The sequence below is a fragment of the Xenorhabdus hominickii genome (assembly GCF_002632725.1).
In the GTDB taxonomy this organism is placed as follows: Bacteria; Pseudomonadota; Gammaproteobacteria; order Enterobacterales; family Enterobacteriaceae; genus Xenorhabdus; species Xenorhabdus hominickii.
Genome location: NZ_NJAI01000006.1, coordinates 210572 through 232458 on the forward strand (window position 1 = coordinate 210572; position 21887 = coordinate 232458).

Sequence of the window (21887 nt, forward strand, 5' to 3'; positions counted from 1 at the left end):
GATTATGTTGTTTATGATAACCTTCCCGAGGAAGATCACCTGACTGGAAAGACGTTTACTCAGCGTATAGAGAGAACGAATTTAACTCAGCGTACTCGAATAAAAAGACTGAATAGAAAAACTATCAGTTATTCAAAATCCGAAGAAATGCACGATAAGGTGATAGGAACTTTTATTGAGCGTGAGTACTATTTTTGATATTCAATCTAACTATTTAATACATGACCGAAAACTCCTCTTCTTCCAGGTTAGGCTCTAAAATTTCAGGAGTAGGTTTTGTTTTAAAATACGGACTTAATGTCATAACATATACCTCATTTGTGAGACTTATAATTGTCTATATCTATTATTTCAAATTTAGGTTGGTGTAAAAAATCCATTACTGCTTCAGAAACACCTCCTGAAGTTTTACCTTCTGGAACCCAATGTTGGTTTGCTCCGAATTCGTTTCCAGAAGGTACTTTTAGATTTCTAAAATCTTCTTTCTTGATATAAACCGCCATAGTATCTGAATTGCTTAAATACCCTTTATTCAAGCCTGATTTTTGCTCAACTAATATCTAATTACTTTTAGATTAAATCATTATTTGATCAAATTCTGACGCAGGCATAACAAATCCACCATCCGGCCCGGCTGTACCATAATTTTTGTATGAGTTTTTAGACGTAAACTTAACCGCCCATCATCAAATTTAGATAGGTGGGCATCAATTTTAGACTTAGGCATATACGTCGTTGGATCAGGTCGGTGCCCTTTTTGGTCATGTATTCAATTTGTTGTTCATCGTGTATACTCCCTATTTTTTGTAGGGAGTTAAATGGCAACGGTAGAAGTAAAATGTCGATTTTGTCGACAAACAGAGTCGGTGAGAAAACATGGTTCCGCTCAAGGTGAACACCAGCGTTATCGTTGCCTGTCCTGCCGTCGCACTTTTCAGCTTGAATAGACTTATCGAGCTTGTCAGGCGGGCATAAAAGAACACGTTGTGGATCTTGCGATGAATAATGCAGGTATCCGTGACACTGCGCGGGCATTGCATATTAGTATTAATGCCGTCGTTCGTGTTTTAAAAAATTATCCCCACGATGTGTAACCTCATTATCGTTGGATAATGTGGAAACTCAGATCATCTGCGAAGTTGACGAGATGTAGTCATTTGTCGGAAATAAAAAGCAGCGACGTCGGTTATGGTATGCGTGGGAACCCCGAATGAAGCGCATTGTTGCCCATACCTTCGGCAGACGAAGTAAAAAAACATTGAAGAAATTACTCAAGAAATTATCCCAATTTAAAGTGGCTTTTTGGTGTACAGATCATTTCAAGGCTACAACTTGTTGCCCGCAAATAAACACCTCACCGGGAAAAGTTTCACATAGCTTATTGAACGTGAAAATCTCACCCTTCGAAACCGAATTAAGCGGCTGAATCGCAAAACATTGGGTTATTCAAAATCACCGGAAATGCATGACAAAGTCATCGGTACTTTTATCGAAAGAGAATATTATGTTTAAGGCTAATCAACATTTTTAATATGTGACCATTTATCCCATATTTTCCTGCTGCGATCACCCAAAACATGGGCCACAATGCGTTTCATTCGGGGTTCCCACGTATACCAAAGCCAGCGCTGATTCTTCTTACTTCCTACAAACGACCCTTGTTCATCTATCTCGCAGATAAGTTGAATATCACTGCCTCCAGACGGTAAGGTAGTCACGTTCCGGGGATTGAGTTTTTGAGTGTTGTCATGACGGTAGAAGTGGCAACTTTCAGTACATGCGCAGTATCACGAATACCGCTGTTATTCATTGCCATATCCACAATCTGCTCTTGAACGCCTAGTTTACAAGCTTGGTAGGTATATTCCCACTGCAAGACCTTACGACAGGCATAGCAGCGATAACGGGGATGCCCTCCGTTTCCTTTTCCATGTCCTTTAACGTCTTCTGATTGATGACAATAACGACAATGAACATCAACTTTAGCCATATTTCACCATAAAAAAGGCAGAAGCATATCATAACAACTAACTATTCAATACATGACCTTTGTATCTTGTTCTACCTAGCAAATGTCGTCATTCAGAGTATTGCTGTTTTCTTAATTATTAATGGGCTGGGATACTCAATCGACTATGACACCATATCACCTATTCTACAGGCTGTAGTTACCGCCGCTATATGGATACCTTATTTTATGGTATCTGTGAGAGTTAAGAGAACTTTTGTGAATTAATCAGCTCAACGCATTCTTTTGCATTCCCTGCAATCACCTAAAATGTGGTAGTTATTGTAGTCCTAATTGTTCAAAGGCTAACTGACACTGTGTTTTGATATATCTCAGCAACCACAGGATCACCTGTCTGAGGTGGCAATGTTTTCTCCGATTTCAAATTGGAAAATTTGCAACTTTCAACATGCGGGATACATAATCGGCGCATCAAATCAGTGAATGAGCAAACCTATTACACTGATGACGAACTGTGTGATTTACCTGCTGGGACTAGGCTGGACGTCCGTGTCCAGATGCTGGCAGATTCGGTGTGGAATCAGAAAATGGTAAAAACCATACCTGATATCGCCTGATCTGAATAACAGGAAGGGATAAGGGCAATGTGTTCTTATTGTTATTTTAATTCAGCTAATTTTTGTTGCTGTTGATTCCAAATAGAATCCTCTGGCATTTGCACTCTAACTGAAACAAACCTGCCATCAGGGATATCGATCAAATCACCGTCAGCGTAGCCTTCTCGTATATTTCTGGCGAAAGCAGGGACGTTTGTGTGTTCACGGTGGTAGGTCATTAATTTGATGGAGCCATCGGGCAGGACTTCGTGATTGACCCAGATTAATGGTAGATCGTTTTGGCATCGAGGGGTTTCTATGCTACCCGATACTCCAGCGGCATTGAAGCCCTGAACATTTTTGATGAGGTAAATACCCTCAGATAGATGCTCAACAGTAGCACCTTCGGATTCGTTGTTCGTGGTGAAATTGCTACCTCCACCGGAACCACCGGGGATGACTACGCTGGGGGCTGTTTTATAATATCCGCTGTCATCCACAGTCCACATATTTGACGTCATAACCGTGTAGTTTTCCCATGCATTACCACCGACATGCCTCTTTACGTACATGATAGTACGACCATAATTTGGCATTATAATCATCTGGTGATTACCGGAGTTGTAACACGTTTTAATAACAGAGCCAAAATCGCCTAATCGGTTAGATGTGCTAGATGTATACGAATAACACCCTGTTTTATATCCAAATTCCTCCATATTGCCCATGTGAGATTGATCAACCATACTGCTTGTACCAACGCCATAATCCCCCACTTTCAGTGCATTTTCTAACCCAATATTCCTCACAAATACCTTTTTATCTGGAATATCTGCCCCGTTCTGCTCTTTAGATAAACGAATATTTGCATTATCATTTGCGTTGTTGGCATTTCGATTGGCTACATTTGCTAAATCGTATGCCGTTTTCACTGCCTTGGATGTAGCAGCATAAGTCTCGTCATCTCTATCTACTGCGTTACTCAGGATAACGAAACCTTTTTCTCTGAGTGTTGCATCTGGATGGTTGCGGCTTTTGGCGTGGTCTTCAATTGCTTCTTTAACTGAGTTTTTGACATATTCCGGAGTTGGAACGACAACAAAATCACCATCTTCTGAAACAGGTATATCAGGCTTTTTATCTTGAATACTCATATTTATTCCCTCATTTAATCAACAATACAGATTGCTAAATATCATGAAGGCGGTGGGATACTGCTCCGCCAGTGAACATCAATAAAATCGGTTTATCAATACTGGAGAGTACGGCTTGACTAACTGCAATGGGTGAGTGGCATATTTTGATGGCAGGATGACATAAAATAACAAAGGAAGGATCAATAAAATCTGTTCCTCTACTGATAAAACATGATAGGGGTTAAAAAGACAACTCCTCTTTAACCTAATCCCTTGATCTTCCTTATTTCTGTCAGAAATGAGAATTCCCGTCCTGAGTAGGAATTAAGTAAAGTCAATAACTTATATAAACGCAGAATTTCCCGATTTTAAATCGGGAAATTCTTTTAGCTGATATTCTGCATGTTAAAGAGCAGACTTCTGGCCTATAGTGACAGTAGTTTTTCCCCTAACTTGTATACAACGTTACCTCTTACGACCCAGAATTTAATATTATTAATTTTTGATATTGTTTTGGAAAATATCGAAAAAATTCATGAAACGTCAGACGTTGCTAGTAGATTAATCTATTAGTGATATTTAAGAGGGTAGAATAATGACTGCTACACGCGATAATATTCATCAATATAATATTCAAACTCGCCATGCTGGTATTGCAGTAATAGATACCGGAGGTAATGGATTGCCTATTCTTTTCATACATGGCAATTCAAGTTGTAAAGAAATATTTCGTCATCAAATCAACTTATTGAGAGAGAAATATCGGGTTTTAGCACTGGATTTGCCCGGCCATGGGGCATCATCAAATGCCAGTGACCCACGTCAAGCGTATTCAATGCCCGGTTATGCACATACTGTCATTGAGGTATTGGAAAAAATTGGTATTAACAGAGTGGTGGTTTTTGGTTGGTCATTAGGAGGACATATTGGATTAGAAATGTTGGCTCTGTTTCCTAAAATGATTGGGTTAATGATTTGTGGTACTCCGCCAGTATCAAATGGTGTAGATAATGTCGCTAGCGGTTTTCGTCCTAGCAAACATATGAGACTTACCGGAAAAGCCGAATTTACTGAGGAAGACATTAAAAATTTTGCAGCTGAGACTTGTGGTGTTAATGCACCGCATGAACCGTTTCTTATTGAAGCGGTAGCAAGGACAGATGGATTGGCACGGCAGTATATGTTTGAAGCCTTTCTTTCTCCTCAAGCAACGGATCAGAAAATATTGGCTGAAAACAGTAAAATACCCTTGGCTATTGTTAATGGTGCGAGTGACCCATTTATCAACATTGACTATATTAATGGACTAATTTATCAAAACCTTTGGAAAGGGCAGGTGTTTAATTTAGCAGATGTTGATCATGCACCTTTCTGGGAAGCTCCTGAGTTATTTAATCCTATTTTGGCTGATTTTATCAATGACTTTCAATAGGCATAAGTAATAAAACTACAACTTAAAAAACGACAGATATAATAGTAAGTTAGGATACCCGTTCAATTAAGAATGGGTATCCTGATTTTTTATTCATATATCCATTTTATTTTTCAGGTTAAAAAATTTTTGATTATGCTACACCATGTGTAGCTAGTAGAATTTTTAGTTTGCAGAATATAGCTTATACACAAGCTTTGTGAGCAATGTCCCACGGGATTTTGTCACAAAAATTTTTAATGCACATATCTTTGAATGTATCATTAAGGCCATTACAAAGATATGCACTAGCGTTAGCGGTGACGGTTGTTCCGATAACAAATGCAAGTATACAAGCAGCTAATTTTCTGTTCATGATTTAATACCTTATATTGAATGTGTTGATAATTATGTGACAGGGTTTGCACTAACTTTACAGCAACTGCATTTACATTATTTTCTGTGAAGGATGTTGTTGTTTAATAATATCTCATGATAATAGTGAGATGCTTTTATCCTACTTTTTTGAGGGTGAAAGCATGATTAATGCATTGTAATAAATGAATTTTCTATTATTACAGTATATTTAATTCATGTCAGTTACTAACTTAATTGTATTTCACATGTTTTTAGAATTTTAAATACATTTATTGAATGTGAAAATAATAATCAGGTAAACTAATTTTCGCTCTTCATGGTTTATGCTCATTAATTTTAGAATCTATGAGGATAAACACATTAAGTATAATCACAGTGGCATTCTTGCAAAGGTTTTATCTTTTTACTATTTATTTTTTATTTGAGTTGATGGTTTATTTAAAAAACAAGAGTTATATTTCTTGAGTTTTTACTTTTAAAATAATGGCGAATGATATTTAAATAATGCTTTCAATAGGATGAGGGGATTTTAATGAGTTAATTTTCTTAGTGTAATTATAAATTAAGTTATTTATTGCATGTTAACTAGTGGAGGGATTTTTTATTTTTTAAGTTATATCTCTGTTGATTAAACCTATTCACCCAGACAAGTTATTAACTATAAAAAAAATCCACGCATTTGCGTGGATCTTAAGTACGTTATTCAGCCTCTGTAATATCGTGTGATACCGAGAGGCTTAAACAATTTAAACATTAAACAAGAAATTCATCACATCACCATCTTTAACGATGTATTCTTTCCCTTCAGCACGCATTTTGCCGGCTTCTTTCGCACCTTGCTCACCTTTGTAAGCAATAAAATCTTCAAACGCGATAGTCTGAGCGCGGATAAAGCCTTTCTCAAAATCTGTGTGGATTTTACCCGCTGCTTGTGGTGCAGTCGTACCGACAGGAATTGTCCATGCGCGGACTTCTTTCACGCCTGCGGTGAAGTAGGTTTGCAGGTTCAGCAATTCATAGCCAGCGCGGATCACACGGTTCAGGCCTGGTTCTTCCAAACCCAGTTCAGCCATGAATTCTTCGCGGTCAGCATCTTCCAGCTCTGCGATATCAGATTCAATAGCAGCACAAACTGGAACAACAACAGAGCCTTCTTTTTCTGCAATAGCACGAACGGTATCAAGGTGTGGGTTATTCTCGAAACCGTCTTCATTGACGTTGGCAATGTACATGGTTGGTTTTAACGTCAGGAAGCTCAGATAGCGAATCGCTGTTTTTTCTTCTGCACTCAAGTTTAAAGCGCGCAACATTCCCGCTTGTTCAAGGTGAGGAAGGCATTTTTCCAAGGCTTCCAGTTCAGCTTTCGCGTCTTTATCTCCGCCTTTGGCTTTTTTCTGAACGCGGTGGATAGCGCGTTCGCAGGTATCCAGATCCGACAGGGCCAGCTCGGTATTAATAATGTCAATATCGGTGGCAGGATCAACTTGACCGGAAACATGGATGATGTTGTCGTTTTCAAAACAGCGTACAACATGGCCAATAGCTTCTGTTTCACGGATGTTGGTCAGGAACTGGTTACCCAGACCTTCACCTTTTGACGCGCCCTTTACCAGACCGGCAATGTCTACAAATTCCATAGTAGTTGGCAGTATGCGCTGTGGTTTGACGATTTCGGCCAATTGGTCGAGACGTGGGTCTGGCATCGGCACAACACCGGTGTTTGGCTCGATAGTGCAGAACGGGAAGTTTGCTGCTTCGATACCTGCTTTGGTCAGCGCATTGAATAATGTAGATTTCCCAACGTTAGGCAGGCCAACGATACCGCATTTGAATCCCATAGATTTATCACCTTAGATCACTTATAAACCAACGAGCTTACGCCTGTCGGTGGGTTATAAAAAATTGGCGCTATTATACACGCAATAGCCCTTTGCGCCATGCACTCCCAACTAGGCGCTGGCTTTAAATGCATGTAAACGGTTAATCGCCTTGTTCATGCCATCTTTAATAAGAATGTCAGTGCAGCTCAATGCTTCACTGATAGCATCGTCAATCAGTTTTTGTTCATTGGAGGTTGGCTTGCCTAGTACGAAACCCACGACTTTATTTTTATCACCCGGATGGCCGATACCAATACGCAGGCGATGAAAGTTAGGGTTATTGCTGAATTTGTTTTGGATATCTTTCAGACCATTATGGCCACCATTGCTGCCACCCTGTTTCATTTTTGCCACGCCGGGAGGGAGATCCAACTCGTCGTGAGCCACCAGAATTTCGTCTGGCTGAATGCGGTAGAACCCAGAAAGGGCAAGGACTGATTTGCCACTGAGGTTCATGAAAGTGGTTGGTACCAACAGACGGATATCCTGCCCATTAATGTTAATACGGGCGGTATAGCCAAAAAATTTACTTTCTTCTTTCAGGGACTGGTTATGGCGTTGCGCTAATAAATCGACAAACCATGCTCCGGCGTTATGTCTGGTCTGTGCATATTCAGCTCCAGGGTTTGCCAGGCCAACGATTAATTTTATGTTACTCACAGTCTTGGTTCGCTTATTGGCAATATACTCTTCATCGTTCAAATGGCCATTTCATCGGTTGCCATTCTAAATCTATTGAGTATAAAACAAAAAAAGAGGTTCATTTTACCTGCCTCAATGCTTGAGTACAAAACTCATTATGATATTAAAACATGTCATAATGTTTATCTGTAAATTACCTCGGTTACAAATTTATTGGGCCTAAGGTGCTTTTAATAAATTTTAATGTGTCAGAATGTAAAATATTAGGTGTAATTTCGTACAATTCGTGATCTTTGCCGCAATAACCTTTTGGATGCTAAGGCTATAATCAATACAACAGGAGATATCTACTACTTTCGTGCTTTTGAGTTCGTTACGTTCAAAAAAAGTATTGGAGGTTGGTTATGAAACGTAAAATGATTCTTGGTAACATTCTGATGGGATTGGGAATGGCGGGAATGTTTGTCAGTCTGGCTTATGTATTGGTCAGCCATATCTTCAATATTGAGCAATCTGAGTATCTGACAGGTATTGCACTAATGGGGCTATTTGTAGGTGCCCTGATTTGGCTGGTAGGGGCCAGTGTTGGTGGAAGAGAGCGGGTTACTGACAAATATTGGTGGTTGAAAAATTACGATGAACGTTATCGCCGTAAAAAACCTCGTCACCCATGATTTTTATAAATGTTAAAATACAGCACATCTAAACAAGGCGGCAATTTTTTCACCGCCTTGTTTGTGTTTTTTGTCTGCATTTTTCTTGTCTTATCATTTGTTCGGCATGTTAAAAGCGAACATTGATACCAAAATTGAAATTATAGTTATTTCTTGCTTCTGTTCCTTTATCTTCATGAGACACGGCTGCGAATGCCCGAAAGCCATTGTTCAGATTGGCATTGACGCCGATTGTGTATTGAAAACGATTTCTATCTTGTTTTTCTCTCTTTTGTACAAAACTTGTTTTGGTGGAGTTGATGGCACTGCGAAGTGTGCCGCTTTCATTGTCGAATTGATGATTAAACAGGATAGAAGCGTAGGGGTTGAAACTGCCTAATTGGGTATCTAAGCTCCAGCCCACGGAGCCACTTTGGGAGTTATAGTTTTGATCCCCAAAATGCATGGAAGTGCTATTGTTGCCGGATTCCCGATAGCTACTAATACTTCCTTTGTCCCAGACATATTGAAGAATTGGGCTGGTCGTCAGGTAGTTGGTGATAGGGATATTCCAGCCTGCCGTGATGCGTACTCCCCATTGGTTACCTGTGGTAGAGCCGATTTCCCTCCGTGTGGCCTTTCCAAGTTGGATGGTACGGATCAGACTATCATAATTGGCATGTGAATAATGTACGTCACCGCTCAGCCAACCTTTGTGATAGTAATTCAGCAGCGCATAAGCGGTTACAACGTGAGCTGTATCTGCATAGGTAAAGTCAGAGCTTGTATTTTGTTCATCCCGATAACGTGAAACTGTTGCTCCCAGCAGGAAATTATCTGTCAGTTGATAATCGCTCCCTAATGTGAAGGTGTTATTGCGGTATCCTGTATAACCCCCGAATACACCAATTTCTCCTTGGGCATTACTTCCATTGCGAAGTTGTTGCAGGTGCCCGTCAAGTGAGGACTGAGCGGCTGTAACAGGCATTCGGTTGATTTGATTAAGCACCATCACCTGTAACGGTGCGTTATAGATAGACATAATATATTGCCCGATCACCTGATGAGCATAAGGTGTGGGATGAAAGCTATCGGAAAATAAGAATGATTGACTTTTATCAAAATCGGGATCAGTCGAATCGCATAAAAGAGCAAGAGAACCTTGTGGGCAGGCATAACCGAGAGTATTGGAGACACCATAAATGGTGGGGTTATCGATGACTTCTCGTAAAAGGCGATTAACGTCGGCTCGTAAGATATTCCCATTACCGAGTTGATTGTCTACTTTCTGGTTATATTCGTCAGAAGATTGGGAAGCAATTTGGCTGTTTTTATCGTAGGCGGTAAGGAGTTTCAGGTAGATTTTTTGAGCCTCGATGGGATCTTTGGCTGCTGCATTATCAGCAACTTTTTTAAAAATCCCTTCAATTACTTGACGTCTGATCGAGGTATTAGGGGTCGGGTATTTATTGATGGTTTCGTGAGTTTGTTTCAGGATTGCATCAATTTCTTCGCTGGGAATTTTGCTCTGTTCTAATGCTCCATTAAGTACTTTTTCCAGCACCTTTGGCGTGGTACCAATATCGGGAACATTGGGAACAATAATCAGACCTGCACCGGCATTAATCAGTTGATTGACTTGTGATGCTGCGGCTGTGGAGCTGGTGTCAATGATCCTTTGTGCCTCGTCTTGATTACCCTTTGCCGCATACTCAAGGGCTTCAGAAAGATTATTTCCACCGACCCAATGTATATACAGGCCATTAGGTTCAGCGCGTCCAGCGTGTGTATCCAGATAATTATTAACCTGTTTTTTAGTCGTAGGGTCAAATAATATTTCCTTAGTCACCCAGTCAGTTGAACCATCCGCCGTCGTGCCACCTTCGGCATAATTGGTTCCACCGTCATTAGATGTGATTAGCTTTTTACCAGTGAGGATTCGGGCTATATACTCATCGTATAGCTCAGAATCGTTTCCATTTGTTGTGAATCTTCCCAAATTTCCGCCGTCACTTAAACTATCACCAAAAACATATACATTGTTATAAGCGTAGGCATTTGTGATGAAGTTAATTAAAAATACTGTTGTAGCTGATGTTACCCAATATGCTGTTTTCATTGGCGTTCTCCTAATAAGGTAGCCTGATGATTACTAGTGAGTACTATTTCAAACCACATAGATAGAGAATTAACACTACATTAACATGTGTATATAAATGCTGAATGACGAGAAAATAAAAACGCAAGGCAGTGATATTGTGCCCTGCGTTTTGAATTGGGTATTCTAATTCTGTTTTTCTACGGTTTTGTGGACAACGGTTTTGTACACAAGAAAATTAAAAATTAGAAACTGGCGTTAATACCTAAACTGAAGTTGTAATTAGGGTCTTGAGCACTGCCTTCATTACGGGTAACGGACGCAAATCCACGCACGTTATTAAACAGGTTTTCATTCACTCCTACAGTATATTGACGCCAGTCGGTGCTCTGTTTACTGCTTTCCTGCACAAAGGATGTTTTGGTGGAGTTAATGGCGCTGCTCAGTTTATATTTCGTATCACCAAATTGATGATTTAATTGGACAGAAGCATAAGGATTGAAGCGACCTAACTGAGTATCGACTCTCCATCCCAGTGTTCCGACTTTGGAGCTATAGTTTTGGTCGCCAAAGTGCATGGATGTGTTGTTGTTGCCGGATTCACGATAGCCATCGATATCACCTTTATCCCAAGCATACTGAACGATTGGGCTGGTGCTCAGGTATTGAGTGACAGGGATATCCCAGCCTGCTGTAACGCGCATACCCCATTGCTTACCTGTGGTAGAACCGGTTTCGCGACGTGTGGCATCACCAAGTTGGATAGTACGGGTCAGGCTGTCATAATTGGTACGTGAATAATGGAAATCACCACTCAGCCAGCCGTTATTATAGTAGTTCCACAGTGCATATCCCGTCAGGATATGACCAAGACCTTCATAAGAGAAGTCGGCGGCAGGTGTGCGCTCATCTTTATAGTTAGAATACATGGCTCCTAACAGCACGTTATCCAGCAACTGGTAATCACCGCCCAGCGTGAAGGTTTTATTCTGGCTACCGGTATAACCGCCGAAGACACCGATTTTGCCTTGATCGTTGCCGCCATTACGCAATTGTTGCAGATGGCCGTCTAAGGATGAACGGGCACTTTTGACCGAAGTACGGTTAACTTGATTCAGGGTCATTACCTGTGTTGGGGCTGTGTAGATAGAGGTAATGTATTGCCCCATGAGTTTGTGCGCCAACGGCGTTGGGTGGAAATTGTCAGCGAATAAAAATTGCTTGTCTCTTGTGAATCCTGGGTCATTGAGGGAACAATTATTGGCATCTTTTCCTTGTTCACAGGCATAGCCTAACGTATTTTGGATGCCATAAATCATTGGATTGGCGATCACTTCACGTAGCAGGCCATTGATATCAGCACGTAAGATATTGCCATTACTTTGGCTGATTTGCTCATCGACCAGATTGTTATAGAGATCAGTGAGGTTTGAGGCCCCTTTGTTGGCTTTAGCGTAAGCGGCACTAAGCTTCTCATACGTCTTCTCCGCTTGGGCTTTGTCAGTTGGGAATGCGCCTTCTGCGATTTTTTTCAAAGCACCTTCAAGGACTTGACTGCGGTAATCATTATTAGGAGTAGGAAATGTGTTAATGCCATCGTGGGTTTGTTTCAGTGCCCCATTGATTTTTTCATCGATGGCATTTTTTTGTTTTTCAGGTAGGTCTTTATAATTTTCAGGGGATAAAGCTTGACGAAGCAATGTTTCTAAAAATTTAGGTGTAGTACTAACATCGGGAACGGTAGGTGAAATAACTAATCCAGCCCCTTTGCTGACAAGCTCGTTGATTTGAGCAGCGGATGCATTGGCACTGTTTTTAACAATGGAGTAAGCATCAATTGGGTTTACTTGTCCGTCTTCTAAAGCTTTGGCAAGGTCATTACCTCCGACCCAGTGAATATAGATGCCGTTAGGGTCAGCTTTTCCATTATGGGCATTAAGGTACTCATTTACCTGAGTTTGTGTATTAAACCCATATTTACTGTATTTCTCAAGAGCTGTAGCTCCGCCTTGAGCATAATTAGTACCACCTTTATTGGATGACGTTAATTCACTGTTCGTGATTTGTTGCGCAATATACTCATGGTATAATTGACTGATTGCTCCATCTGTCGTATATCTTCCGTTATTTCCACCATCGCTCAGGCTATCACCAAAGACATAGACTTGGTTGTAGGCATTGGCAGTAGAAATAGCATTGATTGAAAGCGCTAACAGTGCAGGTGTGAATAAAAATGCCTTTTTCATTGGCACTCTCCTTAATAGTAGTTTTTTTATTTATGTATTAGCATCTCGTCTTTTAATGAAAAGCGTCCGGCGGCTCCATTGATGAAATTGGAGATGCTGATATGTTTAGATTTCAAATAAATCGACGTTATACCCGTTATCTTTCAGGTACCGCTATTCTCATCCCAGTTACTATAGTTTGCTGTGCTCCTGAGAATGCGTTCTTTTGCCACCACGCTGTAACTCGAAATCCATTGGGATATAGGCAGTTAGCTTATTGACAATGACTGTCTTTTGTTAAGTATGGTTCCCTGTCAACGATATTCCATATTGCTTTGAATTTTTTATATAATGTGATGTTAAAACGTTCAGCCTTTAAATATTTCCCTCAACATAATTTGGCAAAGTACTCCTGTACTGGATTCAAGTTGGAGGACGCTATGACTTTAGTTTTAGATATCGATAGCTCACCACATAAATAATACTTATTTTTTGTCATAGGAAATATTAATTATCGATACTATTTTGGTATTAACAATTGATATTTTTTTATTGATCGAACACTTAATGCTTATTTGGCTTACGGCAAAATGGGTAGAAGGGAGTCGTACTTCATTTTTCCAAGGGAACCAACATAACGCCAACAGGTCTAAACCTACCGCTATCGACTTAGCCACAGGTTAGCAGCAACCTTTTAATGACACCAGTATTTGGCTACTGGACGTACCAGATGAATTGGTATACTTGCAGAGTATTAATTTGTTGTTGTTTATAACTTCAGCGGTTCATTGTGTTTAAATAGGCTAAGAAATACCTTAATTAACTTATTGATAAAATTAATTATTTTCTTTGGTTTAATATTTCTTTAAATTATTAATCCACTATGAAATTATTATTTTTGTGTGTTTTATATACAGAAATCCCCGTTGTCGCATTTGCGGCAACGGGGATTTTTAAGCAATGATTAATTTAATCACTTGAATAAGTTAGCGCTTAATATCGACGCTAAGGCTTAAACATTAGTGTTCAAACATAGCAGAGATAGATTCTTCATTGCTGATACGACGAATAGCTTCAGCAAGCATGCCTGACAGTGTCAGAGTGCGAACTTTGTTCAATGCCTTAACCTCATCAGACAGAGGAATAGTGTCGCAGACAATAAATTCATCTATCACTGAGTTCTTGATGTTTTCCACTGCATTACCAGAGAAGATAGGGTGGGTTGCATAAGCAAATACTCGCTTCGCTCCACGCTCTTTTAATGCCTCAGCCGCTTTGCACAGTGTGCCACCTGTATCGATCATGTCATCAACCAGAATGCAATCACGGCCAGCCACGTCACCGATTATATGCATCACTTGAGAAACGTTTGCACGTGGGCGACGTTTATCAATGATAGCCATATCGGTATCATTCAGCAGTTTGGCAATCGCACGGGCACGAACAACACCACCGATGTCTGGAGAGACAACAATTGGGTTTTCCAGATTTTTCTGGAGCATATCTTCCAGAAGGATTGGACTACCAAATACATTATCAACCGGAACATCGAAGAAACCCTGGATTTGTTCGGCGTGCAGGTCAACTGTAAGAACACGGTCTACACCAACGCTGGATAAAAAGTCTGCGACGACTTTAGCCGTGATAGGCACACGAGCTGAACGGACACGACGATCCTGACGAGCATAACCGAAGTAAGGAATAACGGCAGTAATACGACCCGCGGAAGCACGACGAAGAGCATCAACCATAACGACTAATTCCATTAAGTTGTCGTTGGTTGGCGCACAGGTGGATTGGATGATGAAAACATCACCACCACGTACATTTTCATTGATTTGAACACTGACTTCACCATCGCTAAAACGACCGACGGCTGCGTCTCCCAGGCTAGTGTACAGGCGGTTGGCAACACGTTGTGCTAGTTCAGGTGTGGCATTACCAGCAAAAAGCTTCATTTCGGGCACGGGAAAAACCTCAGGCTTGCGTCCAGAGAGATATTGTTGACCAATCGAACAAATATTGCTCATTGGTTCAATAACACGGTTATCCCAGAGCGGAATGTATGCAACGGAGAGATGTTGACACCACGCGCAACAAAGCCCTGCATCCACTCTGGGGCTTGATTTAACACCTTACGGGCCGATGCTTCTGATTCGAACTCGCCGAAAACACATGCACCGGTTCCGGTCAGACGTGACGGTGCGTATTCTAACAGCCATAAAAGAAGCTGTTCAACCTTACGAAAACGTTTTCTTGCGATTGGTTCACAATCATTTGCGAATGGTGCCTTTAATAATGCGGGGAGAGAGCGAATCGGAGAATTTCTTTTTAATTCAGGATCTGTGAAGATCGTCGGGGTTGAGATCTCAATTCCGGGATGAATAACCAAAAACCATTTCTCTTCCGGTGAGGCTGGTTGGAGTTTATCCCCGATACCTTCAGCAAAAGCGGCATGGCCTTTGACAAAGACCGGAACGTCTGCACCAAGGCTGACACCGAGCTGTGCCAGTTCGTCATCGGACAGCTTGGCTTGCCAGTGATGGTTCAGAGCAATTAATACCGTTGCAGCATTGGAAGAACCTCCCCCCAGGCCACCGCCCATCGGTAAGCATTTATCAATGCGGATATCGGCTCCCAAATATTCGGTGCCAAATTGGCTTGCTTCACCGTGATCCTGCAATGCCCGCTTTTGTAATAGATAATCCTGCAATAATCGGGCAGCCCGAACGATTAGATTATCATCGTGAGCTACACCGACAACTGGCGTTAGTAGGTGGATTTGATTATCCTGACGGGGCGTAATGGTGATTTCATCGCCATAGTCTAGAAATTGGAACAGCGTTTGCAGTTCGTGGTATCCATCAGGCCGTTGTCCTGTGATATACAAAAATAAATTCAATTTTGCCGTTGAAGGCCAGGTTAAAGTCATTATTGCGTCGTCCAGTTATCCATTTTTAACTTTATGCGGTTTTTTCCTTGAGTGAGTTCCAGACGATTGGGTAAAGCAGGGATCGTGGATGTATCGTATCCCTGATAATTTACCTGCCAAACGTCGCCATTTTTTCGATCACTCACAGATTTAAGCAAATAATTAGCATCCAGTTGGAAGTTTTTGGCATTGCCGGGCAAGCCGATAATCCAATTTTTCAGATTATCCAAAGGAATATCCATATCGGTAAGCTGATGAATCAACGTATCGGGGTCATCACTAAAATATTTCTTTCCTTCATTATCAGTTAGTTGGATCATGTTTGGTTTGACGAATAGTTCTAATTCTGTTGTGCCCAGTGGATTCAGCAGCAGTAATTTATAATTATCAGGCGAGTATTGTTGCCAGAAAAAACGGGCATACACTTTTTTCTTATCGGCCAGATAAGCGAAAGAGCCTCGGGTCTGGTAATGTTCCAGTTTTTGCAGTTGCTGTTCTCGGGCTTGCCATTGTGGGGTATTCGCTGATCCCGTCCCTGTAGGAGGCTGAGTGATTGTACAGGCAGTCATTAATACAGCGGATAGGGGAAGTAAGCGGAAGAATGAAGATATTTTCATACGGTAACCCTTGGCAATAAAATAGTCTAATGGGGGTGGTTTTTGTGATTGGATTGTGCCACCAAAGTCTATAATCAAAGCGTTAATTTAGCGAAAACTTGGCAATAATTCTCGAATAAATTACAGCAGAACTGTCCGATTGACTTTTATTGAACTGATGCATCAAGTAAAATGCTCAGCCATGAGAGTCCTTATGAAGGGTGTGAGTTTATGAAAATGGTTCTTAATATCAATGATGAATTTGATCCATGTGATAGCTCAACGCAGTTAAAATGACTTTATTAGCACTCGGTATCAATCATAAAACAGCGCCTGTTTCTTTACGTGAACGGGTGGCCTTTTCTCCTGACACGATAGGGCTTGCGCTTGATAACTTGCTCCAGCAGCCGCTGGTGCGAGGTGGTGTTGTGTTGTCAACCTGTAATCGCACGGAACTTTATCTTAGTGTTGAACAACAGGATGATTTTAAAGAGGAATTAATTAATTGGTTTTGTGGGTATCATCAGCTCAATCCTGATGACCTGAAATCAAGCCTCTATTGGCATCTGGATAATGAAGCAGTCAGCCACTTGATGCGAGTTGCAAGCGGTCTGGACTCACTTGTCTTGGGGGAGCCACAGATTTTGGGGCAGGTGAAAAAAGCCTTTGCCGAGTCGCAAAATTATCAATCCCTATCGGGCGAACTGGAACGGTTGTTCCAAAAATCGTTTTCGGTAGCCAAACGAGTCAGAACAGAAACAGAAATTGGGGCAAATGCCGTTTCTGTGGCTTTTGCTGCTTGTACGCTTGCACGGCAAATTTTCGAATCTCTTTCCCGACTGAGCATTTTGCTGGTGGGGGCAGGGGAAACTATTGAATTGGTGGCGCGTCACCTCAAAGAACATGGCGTGCGTCAAATGATGATCGCGAACCGTACGAAAGAGCGGGCACAGACACTTGCCAGTGAAGTTAACGCAGAAGTTATTTCTTTGCAGGATATCGATACCCGATTGTCTGAAGCGGATATTGTCATCAGCTCTACCGCAAGCCCACTGCCGATTATCGGCAAAGGTATGGTCGAACGAGCATTGAAATTACGCCGAAATCAACCGATGTTGTTGATCGACATCGCTGTTCCCCGTGATATTGAACCGGATGTTGAAAAATTGAGTGATGTTTATTTGTATAGCGTTGATGACTTACAGACCATCATTCAGCAGAACCTTGCCCAACGTAAAGCCGCTGCGGTTGTTGCGGAAAGTATTGTGCAACAAGAAAGCAGCCATTTTATGGATTGGTTGCGTTCTCAAGGGGCTGTTAATACAATTCGTGAATATCGGGAGCAGGCAGAGAAAATCAGGGCTGAGATGACGGCAAAAGCGTTGATGTCCATAAAGCAGGGTGCTGATGCTGAACAGATTATCAACCAATTGACTCACCAATTGACGAATCGTCTGATCCATACACCAACTAAATCACTCCAACAGGCCGCCAGTGATGGCGATTTGGAACGCCTGAATCTATTACGGGACAGCCTCGGGCTGGATCATAACTAACCCTATTCTAAATAAGGTCTGATATTACGAATGAAGCCTTCTATTGTCGCTAAATTGGAAGCATTGCAAGAACGCCATGAAGAAGTTTTGGCTCACCTCGGTGATGCTGAAGTGATCGCTGATCAAGAGCGTTTCCGTGCGTTATCAAAGGAATATGCTCAACTTACCGATGTGACTAACTGTTTTAAATCCTGGAAAAACGTTCAGGATGATATCGAAACAGCCGAAATGATGCTTGATGATCCCGAAATGCGGGAAATGGCGCAGGAAGAACTCAAGGACGCAAAAATTCGTAATGAAGAGATGGAACAGCAGTTACAGCTATTGTTGTTACCGAAAGATCCGGATGATGAACGCAATTGTTTCCTTGAAGTTCGTGCAGGCACAGGTGGTGATGAAGCTGCGATATTTGCCGGTGACTTATTCCGTATGTATAGCCGCTACGCAGAATCCCGCCGCTGGAAAGTTGAGATTATGAGCGCCAATGAGGGTGAGCACGGTGGATATAAAGAAGTCATTGCCAAAGTTTCCGGTGATCAAGTTTATGGGCATTTGAAATTTGAATCGGGTGGTCACCGTGTTCAGCGAGTGCCGGAAACAGAATCTCAGGGGCGCATTCACACCTCTGCCTGTACTGTGGCCATTTTGCCTGAAATTCCAGAAGCAGAGTTACCGGAAATTAGCGCCAGTGATTTGAAAATTGATACATTTCGTTCTTCCGGTGCGGGTGGTCAGCACGTCAATACCACCGATTCCGCGATTCGAATTACCCACCTTCCAACGGGTATCGTTGTGGAATGCCAGGATGAGCGTTCCCAACATAAAAACAAGGCAAAAGCGATGTCTGTGCTTGCTGCGCGTATTCGCGCTGCGGAAATGCGAAAACGTCAGGAAGCTGAAGCTTCTGAGCGTCGTAATTTGCTCGGTTCAGGCGACCGCTCAGATCGCAACCGCACTTATAATTTTCCGCAGGGACGAGTGACTGATCACCGTATCAACTTGACGTTATACCGTCTTGAGGAAGTAATGGAAGGCAAACTGGATATGCTTATCCAACCAATCATTACTGAGTATCAGGCAGACCAATTATCCGCATTATCAGAGCAGGATTAATGAATTACCAACGTTGGCTACAATTTGCAGCGAAGCAACTGTCAGAGAGTGACAGTCCTAAGCGTGATGCGGAAATTCTGTTGGGGCATGTGACAGGGCGTTCCCGTACTTACCTGATTGCTTTCAATGAAACACGCATTTCAGAGGAAGAATCTCATCGGCTTGAAGGCTTGTTGGCTCGCCGTATCAACGGTGAGCCTATTGCTTATATAGTTGGTGAAAGAGAATTTTGGTCATTACCGCTTACGGTATCGCCAGCAACATTGATTCCTCGTCCTGATACCGAATGTCTGGTTGAAAAGGCGTTAGAATTATTGCCGGATTCGCCCGCCCAGATTTTAGATCTCGGAACAGGAACGGGCGCGATTGCGCTGGCGTTGGCAAGTGAACGGCATGATTGCCATGTGATGGGCGTTGATATTAACCCTGATGCTGTAAAACTGGCGAAACATAATGCAGAGAAAATAACGGAAAAATTGGCGATTCACCGTATGGATTTTTTGCAAAGTGAGTGGTTTGCTGCGGTGGGTAATCATCAATTTGATATGATTGTTAGCAATCCTCCGTATATTGATGAGTCTGATCCTCATTTAAGCGAAGGGGACGTCAGGTTTGAACCCGCCACGGCATTGATCTCCGCCCAAAATGGCATGGCGGATTTGCAGATAATTGTAGAGCAAGCCCGCCACTTTCTGTTACCAAATGGATGGCTATTATTGGAACATGGCTGGAGACAGGGAACCGTTGTCAGAAACCTATTTTTGGAGAAGGGTTATCAACAGATAGCGACTTTTCAGGATTATGGTGGTAACGAACGTATCACGGTAGGTCGATGGAATAAAAATGAAACCCATAGTTAATTATGAATTCAATAATGCTCCCCTGATTGACGGTATTATTTTAGTAACACAGGCCATTCGCCCGGATTTTCCTCAAACTTCGGTGGCTGAACAGTTATCGGGTTTGGTTGAAGAAGCCCGGCAGAAACTTTCTTCTATTACTGATCCAAAAATAAAATTGCAGTCATTATTGACGCTTTTTTATCGGGAATGGAAATTTGGCGGGGCGAATGGAGTGTATTGTTTATCTGATACCCTGTGGTTGGATAGTGTACTGCGGACACGGCAAGGTGCGCCAGTGGCACTGGGGACAATATTTATACACATTGCTCAGGCGCTGGCTTTGTCAGTACAGCCTGTGATATTCCCCACCCAATTGATCTTGCGGATGGATTTGGCTGAAGAACCGACATGGTTTATTAATCCCATGAATGGCGATTCTCTTAATGAACACACACTTGATGTCTGGTTGAAAGGCAACATTGGCCCTACAGTTCATCTGGAAAAAAAAGATTTACAGGAAGCGGACAATGTCAGTCTTGTCCGCAAAGTCACCGATACCATTAAAGTTTCCCTGATGGAAGAGAAAAAGATGGAATTGGCGCTTAAAGCCAGCGAAATTGTGCTGATGTTTGATCCGGATGACCCATATGAAATCCGCGATAGAGGGCTGATTTATGCACAACTCGATTGTAGTCACATTGCTGTCTCGGATTTGAGTTATTTTGTGGAGCACTGCCCTGAAGATCCTATCTCAGAGATGATAAAAATGCAGATTAACTCCATTGAGCAGAGATCGATCGTTCTTCATTGAGCAGCATCATAAGAATAAGACGAAACTTCTCGGCTCCCATTTATTTTTTATGGATACAGCAAATTTATTTGCCCTTAACAAGAAGGTATAAGCATGCAACAGAAAGTGGTTAATATTGGTGATATCAAGGTCGCGAATGATCTGCCTTTTGTACTGTTTGGTGGTATGAATGTCCTTGAGTCACGGGATTTGGCCATGCGCATTTGTGAGCATTATGTGACCGTGACACAAAAACTGGGCATTCCTTATGTTTTCAAAGCGTCTTTTGATAAGGCTAACCGTTCTTCTATCCATTCCTATCGTGGGCCGGGTTTGGAAGAAGGAATGAAAATTTTTCAAGAACTGAAACAGACTTTTGGCGTGAAAATTATCACAGATGTGCATGAATCGGCACAAGCCCAGCCTGTTGCAGATGTGGTTGATGTTATTCAGCTTCCTGCTTTCCTTGCTCGTCAGACCGATTTGGTTGAGGCAATGGCAAAAACCGGCGCCGTGATTAATGTTAAAAAACCACAGTTTGTTAGCCCAGGACAAATGGGAAATATTGTGGATAAATTCAAGGAAGGCGGTAACGAGCAAATAATCTTGTGTGATCGCGGCAGCAACTTTGGTTATGACAACTTAGTCGTTGATATGCTGGGCTTTGGTGTCATGAAACAGGCAACTGATGGTGCTCCAGTGATTTTTGATGTCACGCATTCATTGCAGTGTCGTGACCCATTTGGCGCAGCTTCCGGTGGTCGCCGTGGTCAAGTTTCTGAGCTGGCTCGTGCGGGTATGGCGGTAGGGATTGCGGGTCTGTTCCTTGAAGCTCATCCTGATCCAGAAAATGCGAGATGTGACGGCCCGTCAGCGCTGCCACTGGCAAAATTGGAACCCTTCCTGATGCAAATTAAAGCGATAGATGATGTGGTGAAAAACTTTCCTGAGCTGGATACCAGCAAATAATCACATAATCGGTTGAGTTTTTTTATGGGGCGATTACAGGTCGATAACCTGTAATCGCTTATTTTGATATGGTTTGATAAAAGTAATATATTAATAGTGGG

General features: G+C 41.9%; 19 protein-coding genes and 2 pseudogenes. 11 read left to right on the top strand and 10 right to left on the bottom strand.

Going from position 1 to position 21887, the window contains the following annotated elements; all coding sequences use genetic code 11:
• Positions 1-198: IS1 family transposase (locus Xhom_RS17885; protein ID WP_244590771.1), on the top strand; the 198-nt coding region annotated here is incomplete at its 5' end.
• A 116-nt stretch (positions 199-314) separates the two neighbouring features.
• On the opposite strand, the gene Xhom_RS17890 is transcribed toward Xhom_RS17885, so the two are convergent.
• Positions 315-536, bottom strand: coding sequence for a hypothetical protein (locus Xhom_RS17890; protein ID WP_145957475.1), 222 nt, complete (start codon positions 534-536; stop codon positions 315-317).
• 282 nt (positions 537-818) lie between these two features.
• On the opposite strand from Xhom_RS17890, the pseudogene Xhom_RS17895 reads away from it, so the two are divergent.
• Positions 819-1512 (top strand): annotated as a pseudogene (locus Xhom_RS17895) (IS1 family transposase).
• 41 nt (positions 1513-1553) lie between these two features.
• Here Xhom_RS17895 and Xhom_RS37060 read toward each other — a convergent pair.
• Positions 1554-1990 (bottom strand): annotated as a pseudogene (locus tag Xhom_RS37060) (IS1 family transposase); the annotation flags it as partial.
• 63 nt (positions 1991-2053) lie between these two features.
• Between Xhom_RS37060 and Xhom_RS17910 the strand changes: the two are divergent.
• Both Xhom_RS17910 and Xhom_RS30580 read left to right on the top strand, forming a co-directional pair.
• Entirely contained in the window at positions 2054-2236 is a 183-nt protein-coding gene (locus Xhom_RS17910) for a DUF2569 family protein (RefSeq protein WP_476756457.1), read from the top strand.
• A 212-nt stretch (positions 2237-2448) separates the two neighbouring features.
• Positions 2449-2586: a hypothetical protein gene (locus Xhom_RS30580; protein WP_169928470.1), complete on the top strand. Its 138-nt coding sequence runs from the start codon at positions 2449-2451 to the stop codon at positions 2584-2586.
• A 41-nt stretch (positions 2587-2627) separates the two neighbouring features.
• Here the strand turns inward: Xhom_RS30580 and Xhom_RS37065 are convergent, their stop codons facing one another.
• Positions 2628-3719 carry a phage tail fiber protein gene (locus Xhom_RS37065; protein ID WP_069315574.1) on the bottom strand — a complete coding sequence of 364 codons (1092 nt, stop codon included), beginning with the start codon at positions 3717-3719 and terminating at the stop codon, positions 2628-2630.
• Positions 3720-4296: 577 nt separating this feature from the next.
• Between Xhom_RS37065 and Xhom_RS17925 the strand changes: the two genes are divergently transcribed.
• Positions 4297-5133 carry an alpha/beta fold hydrolase gene (locus Xhom_RS17925; RefSeq protein ID WP_069315575.1) on the top strand — a complete coding sequence of 279 codons (837 nt, stop codon included), beginning with the start codon at positions 4297-4299 and terminating at the stop codon, positions 5131-5133.
• 1103 nt (positions 5134-6236) lie between these two features.
• Here the strand turns inward: Xhom_RS17925 and ychF are convergent.
• Positions 6237-7328, bottom strand: a complete 1092-nt coding sequence (gene ychF / locus Xhom_RS17930) for a redox-regulated ATPase YchF (RefSeq protein ID WP_069315576.1) — start codon at positions 7326-7328, stop codon at positions 6237-6239.
• Between the two features lie 111 nt (positions 7329-7439).
• Positions 7440-8030, bottom strand: a complete 591-nt coding sequence (pth, locus tag Xhom_RS17935; protein WP_069318411.1) for an aminoacyl-tRNA hydrolase — start codon at positions 8028-8030, stop codon at positions 7440-7442.
• A 386-nt stretch (positions 8031-8416) separates the two neighbouring features.
• Here pth and ychH point away from each other — a divergent pair, with 386 nt between their 5' ends.
• Positions 8417-8686 (top strand): stress-induced protein YchH, encoded by a 270-nt coding sequence (gene ychH / locus Xhom_RS17940; RefSeq protein ID WP_069315577.1) that lies wholly within the window; start codon positions 8417-8419, stop codon positions 8684-8686.
• A 109-nt stretch (positions 8687-8795) separates the two neighbouring features.
• On the opposite strand, the gene Xhom_RS17945 is transcribed toward ychH, so the two are convergent.
• From Xhom_RS17945 to lolB, 5 genes are all read right to left on the bottom strand, one after another.
• A complete protein-coding gene (locus Xhom_RS17945) occupies positions 8796-10784 on the bottom strand; it encodes an autotransporter outer membrane beta-barrel domain-containing protein (protein WP_069315578.1) in 1989 nt (662 codons plus the stop codon).
• Positions 10785-11008: 224 nt separating this feature from the next.
• Positions 11009-13009 carry an autotransporter outer membrane beta-barrel domain-containing protein gene (locus tag Xhom_RS17950; RefSeq protein WP_069315579.1) on the bottom strand — a complete coding sequence of 667 codons (2001 nt, stop codon included), beginning with the start codon at positions 13007-13009 and terminating at the stop codon, positions 11009-11011.
• 998 nt (positions 13010-14007) lie between these two features.
• Positions 14008-14955: a ribose-phosphate diphosphokinase gene (gene prs / locus Xhom_RS17955; RefSeq protein WP_145957477.1), complete on the bottom strand. Its 948-nt coding sequence runs from the start codon at positions 14953-14955 to the stop codon at positions 14008-14010.
• Between the two features lie 59 nt (positions 14956-15014).
• Complete coding sequence (gene ispE / locus Xhom_RS17960) at positions 15015-15920, bottom strand: 4-(cytidine 5'-diphospho)-2-C-methyl-D-erythritol kinase (protein ID WP_069315581.1); 906 nt, start codon at positions 15918-15920, stop codon at positions 15015-15017.
• Positions 15920-16537: a lipoprotein insertase outer membrane protein LolB gene (gene lolB, locus Xhom_RS17965; RefSeq protein ID WP_069315582.1), complete on the bottom strand. Its 618-nt coding sequence runs from the start codon at positions 16535-16537 to the stop codon at positions 15920-15922. The genes ispE and lolB overlap by 1 nt, the downstream gene beginning before the upstream one ends.
• A 272-nt stretch (positions 16538-16809) precedes the next feature.
• Here lolB and hemA point away from each other — a divergent pair, with 272 nt between their 5' ends.
• The 5 genes from hemA to kdsA all read left to right on the top strand — a co-directional run bounded on the left by hemA (position 16810) and on the right by kdsA (position 21786).
• The gene (gene hemA, locus Xhom_RS17970; RefSeq protein ID WP_069315583.1) at positions 16810-18072 is read left to right on the top strand and encodes a glutamyl-tRNA reductase; all 1263 of its coding nucleotides are present in this window, start codon (positions 16810-16812) and stop codon (positions 18070-18072) included.
• Positions 18073-18102: 30 nt separating this feature from the next.
• A complete protein-coding gene (gene prfA, locus Xhom_RS17975; protein ID WP_069315584.1) occupies positions 18103-19185 on the top strand; it encodes a peptide chain release factor 1 in 1083 nt (360 codons plus the stop codon).
• Positions 19185-20045, top strand: coding sequence for a peptide chain release factor N(5)-glutamine methyltransferase (prmC, locus tag Xhom_RS17980; protein ID WP_069315585.1), 861 nt, complete (start codon positions 19185-19187; stop codon positions 20043-20045). Before prfA ends, prmC begins: the two co-directional genes overlap by 1 nt.
• Entirely contained in the window at positions 20029-20838 is an 810-nt protein-coding gene (gene sirB1, locus Xhom_RS17985) for an invasion regulator SirB1 (protein WP_069315586.1), read from the top strand. The genes prmC and sirB1 overlap by 17 nt, the downstream gene beginning before the upstream one ends.
• 93 nt (positions 20839-20931) lie before the next feature.
• Positions 20932-21786, top strand: coding sequence for a 3-deoxy-8-phosphooctulonate synthase (gene kdsA / locus Xhom_RS17990; RefSeq protein WP_069315587.1), 855 nt, complete (start codon positions 20932-20934; stop codon positions 21784-21786).
• The last annotated feature ends 101 nt before the right edge of the window (positions 21787-21887 follow it).

What these genes read in the sequence shown, in the direction of transcription:
- Xhom_RS37065 (WP_069315574.1), bottom strand. Translation starts at nt 3,719, where the DNA reads ATGAGTATTCAAGATAAAAAGCCTGATATACCTGTTTCAGAAGATGGT.
- prfA (WP_069315584.1), top strand. Translation starts at nt 18,103, where the DNA reads ATGAAGCCTTCTATTGTCGCTAAATTGGAAGCATTGCAAGAACGCCAT.
- Xhom_RS17950 (WP_069315579.1), bottom strand. Translation starts at nt 13,009, where the DNA reads ATGAAAAAGGCATTTTTATTCACACCTGCACTGTTAGCGCTTTCAATC.
- ispE (WP_069315581.1), bottom strand. Translation starts at nt 15,920, where the DNA reads ATGACTTTAACCTGGCCTTCAACGGCAAAATTGAATTTATTTTTGTAT.
- ychH (WP_069315577.1), top strand. Translation starts at nt 8,417, where the DNA reads ATGAAACGTAAAATGATTCTTGGTAACATTCTGATGGGATTGGGAATG.
- lolB (WP_069315582.1), bottom strand. Translation starts at nt 16,537, where the DNA reads ATGAAAATATCTTCATTCTTCCGCTTACTTCCCCTATCCGCTGTATTA.
- kdsA (WP_069315587.1), top strand. Translation starts at nt 20,932, where the DNA reads ATGCAACAGAAAGTGGTTAATATTGGTGATATCAAGGTCGCGAATGAT.
- sirB1 (WP_069315586.1), top strand. Translation starts at nt 20,029, where the DNA reads ATGAAACCCATAGTTAATTATGAATTCAATAATGCTCCCCTGATTGAC.
- Xhom_RS17945 (WP_069315578.1), bottom strand. Translation starts at nt 10,784, where the DNA reads ATGAAAACAGCATATTGGGTAACATCAGCTACAACAGTATTTTTAATT.
- prmC (WP_069315585.1), top strand. Translation starts at nt 19,185, where the DNA reads ATGAATTACCAACGTTGGCTACAATTTGCAGCGAAGCAACTGTCAGAG.
- ychF (WP_069315576.1), bottom strand. Translation starts at nt 7,328, where the DNA reads ATGGGATTCAAATGCGGTATCGTTGGCCTGCCTAACGTTGGGAAATCT.
- Xhom_RS17925 (WP_069315575.1), top strand. Translation starts at nt 4,297, where the DNA reads ATGACTGCTACACGCGATAATATTCATCAATATAATATTCAAACTCGC.
- hemA (WP_069315583.1), top strand. Translation starts at nt 16,810, where the DNA reads ATGACTTTATTAGCACTCGGTATCAATCATAAAACAGCGCCTGTTTCT.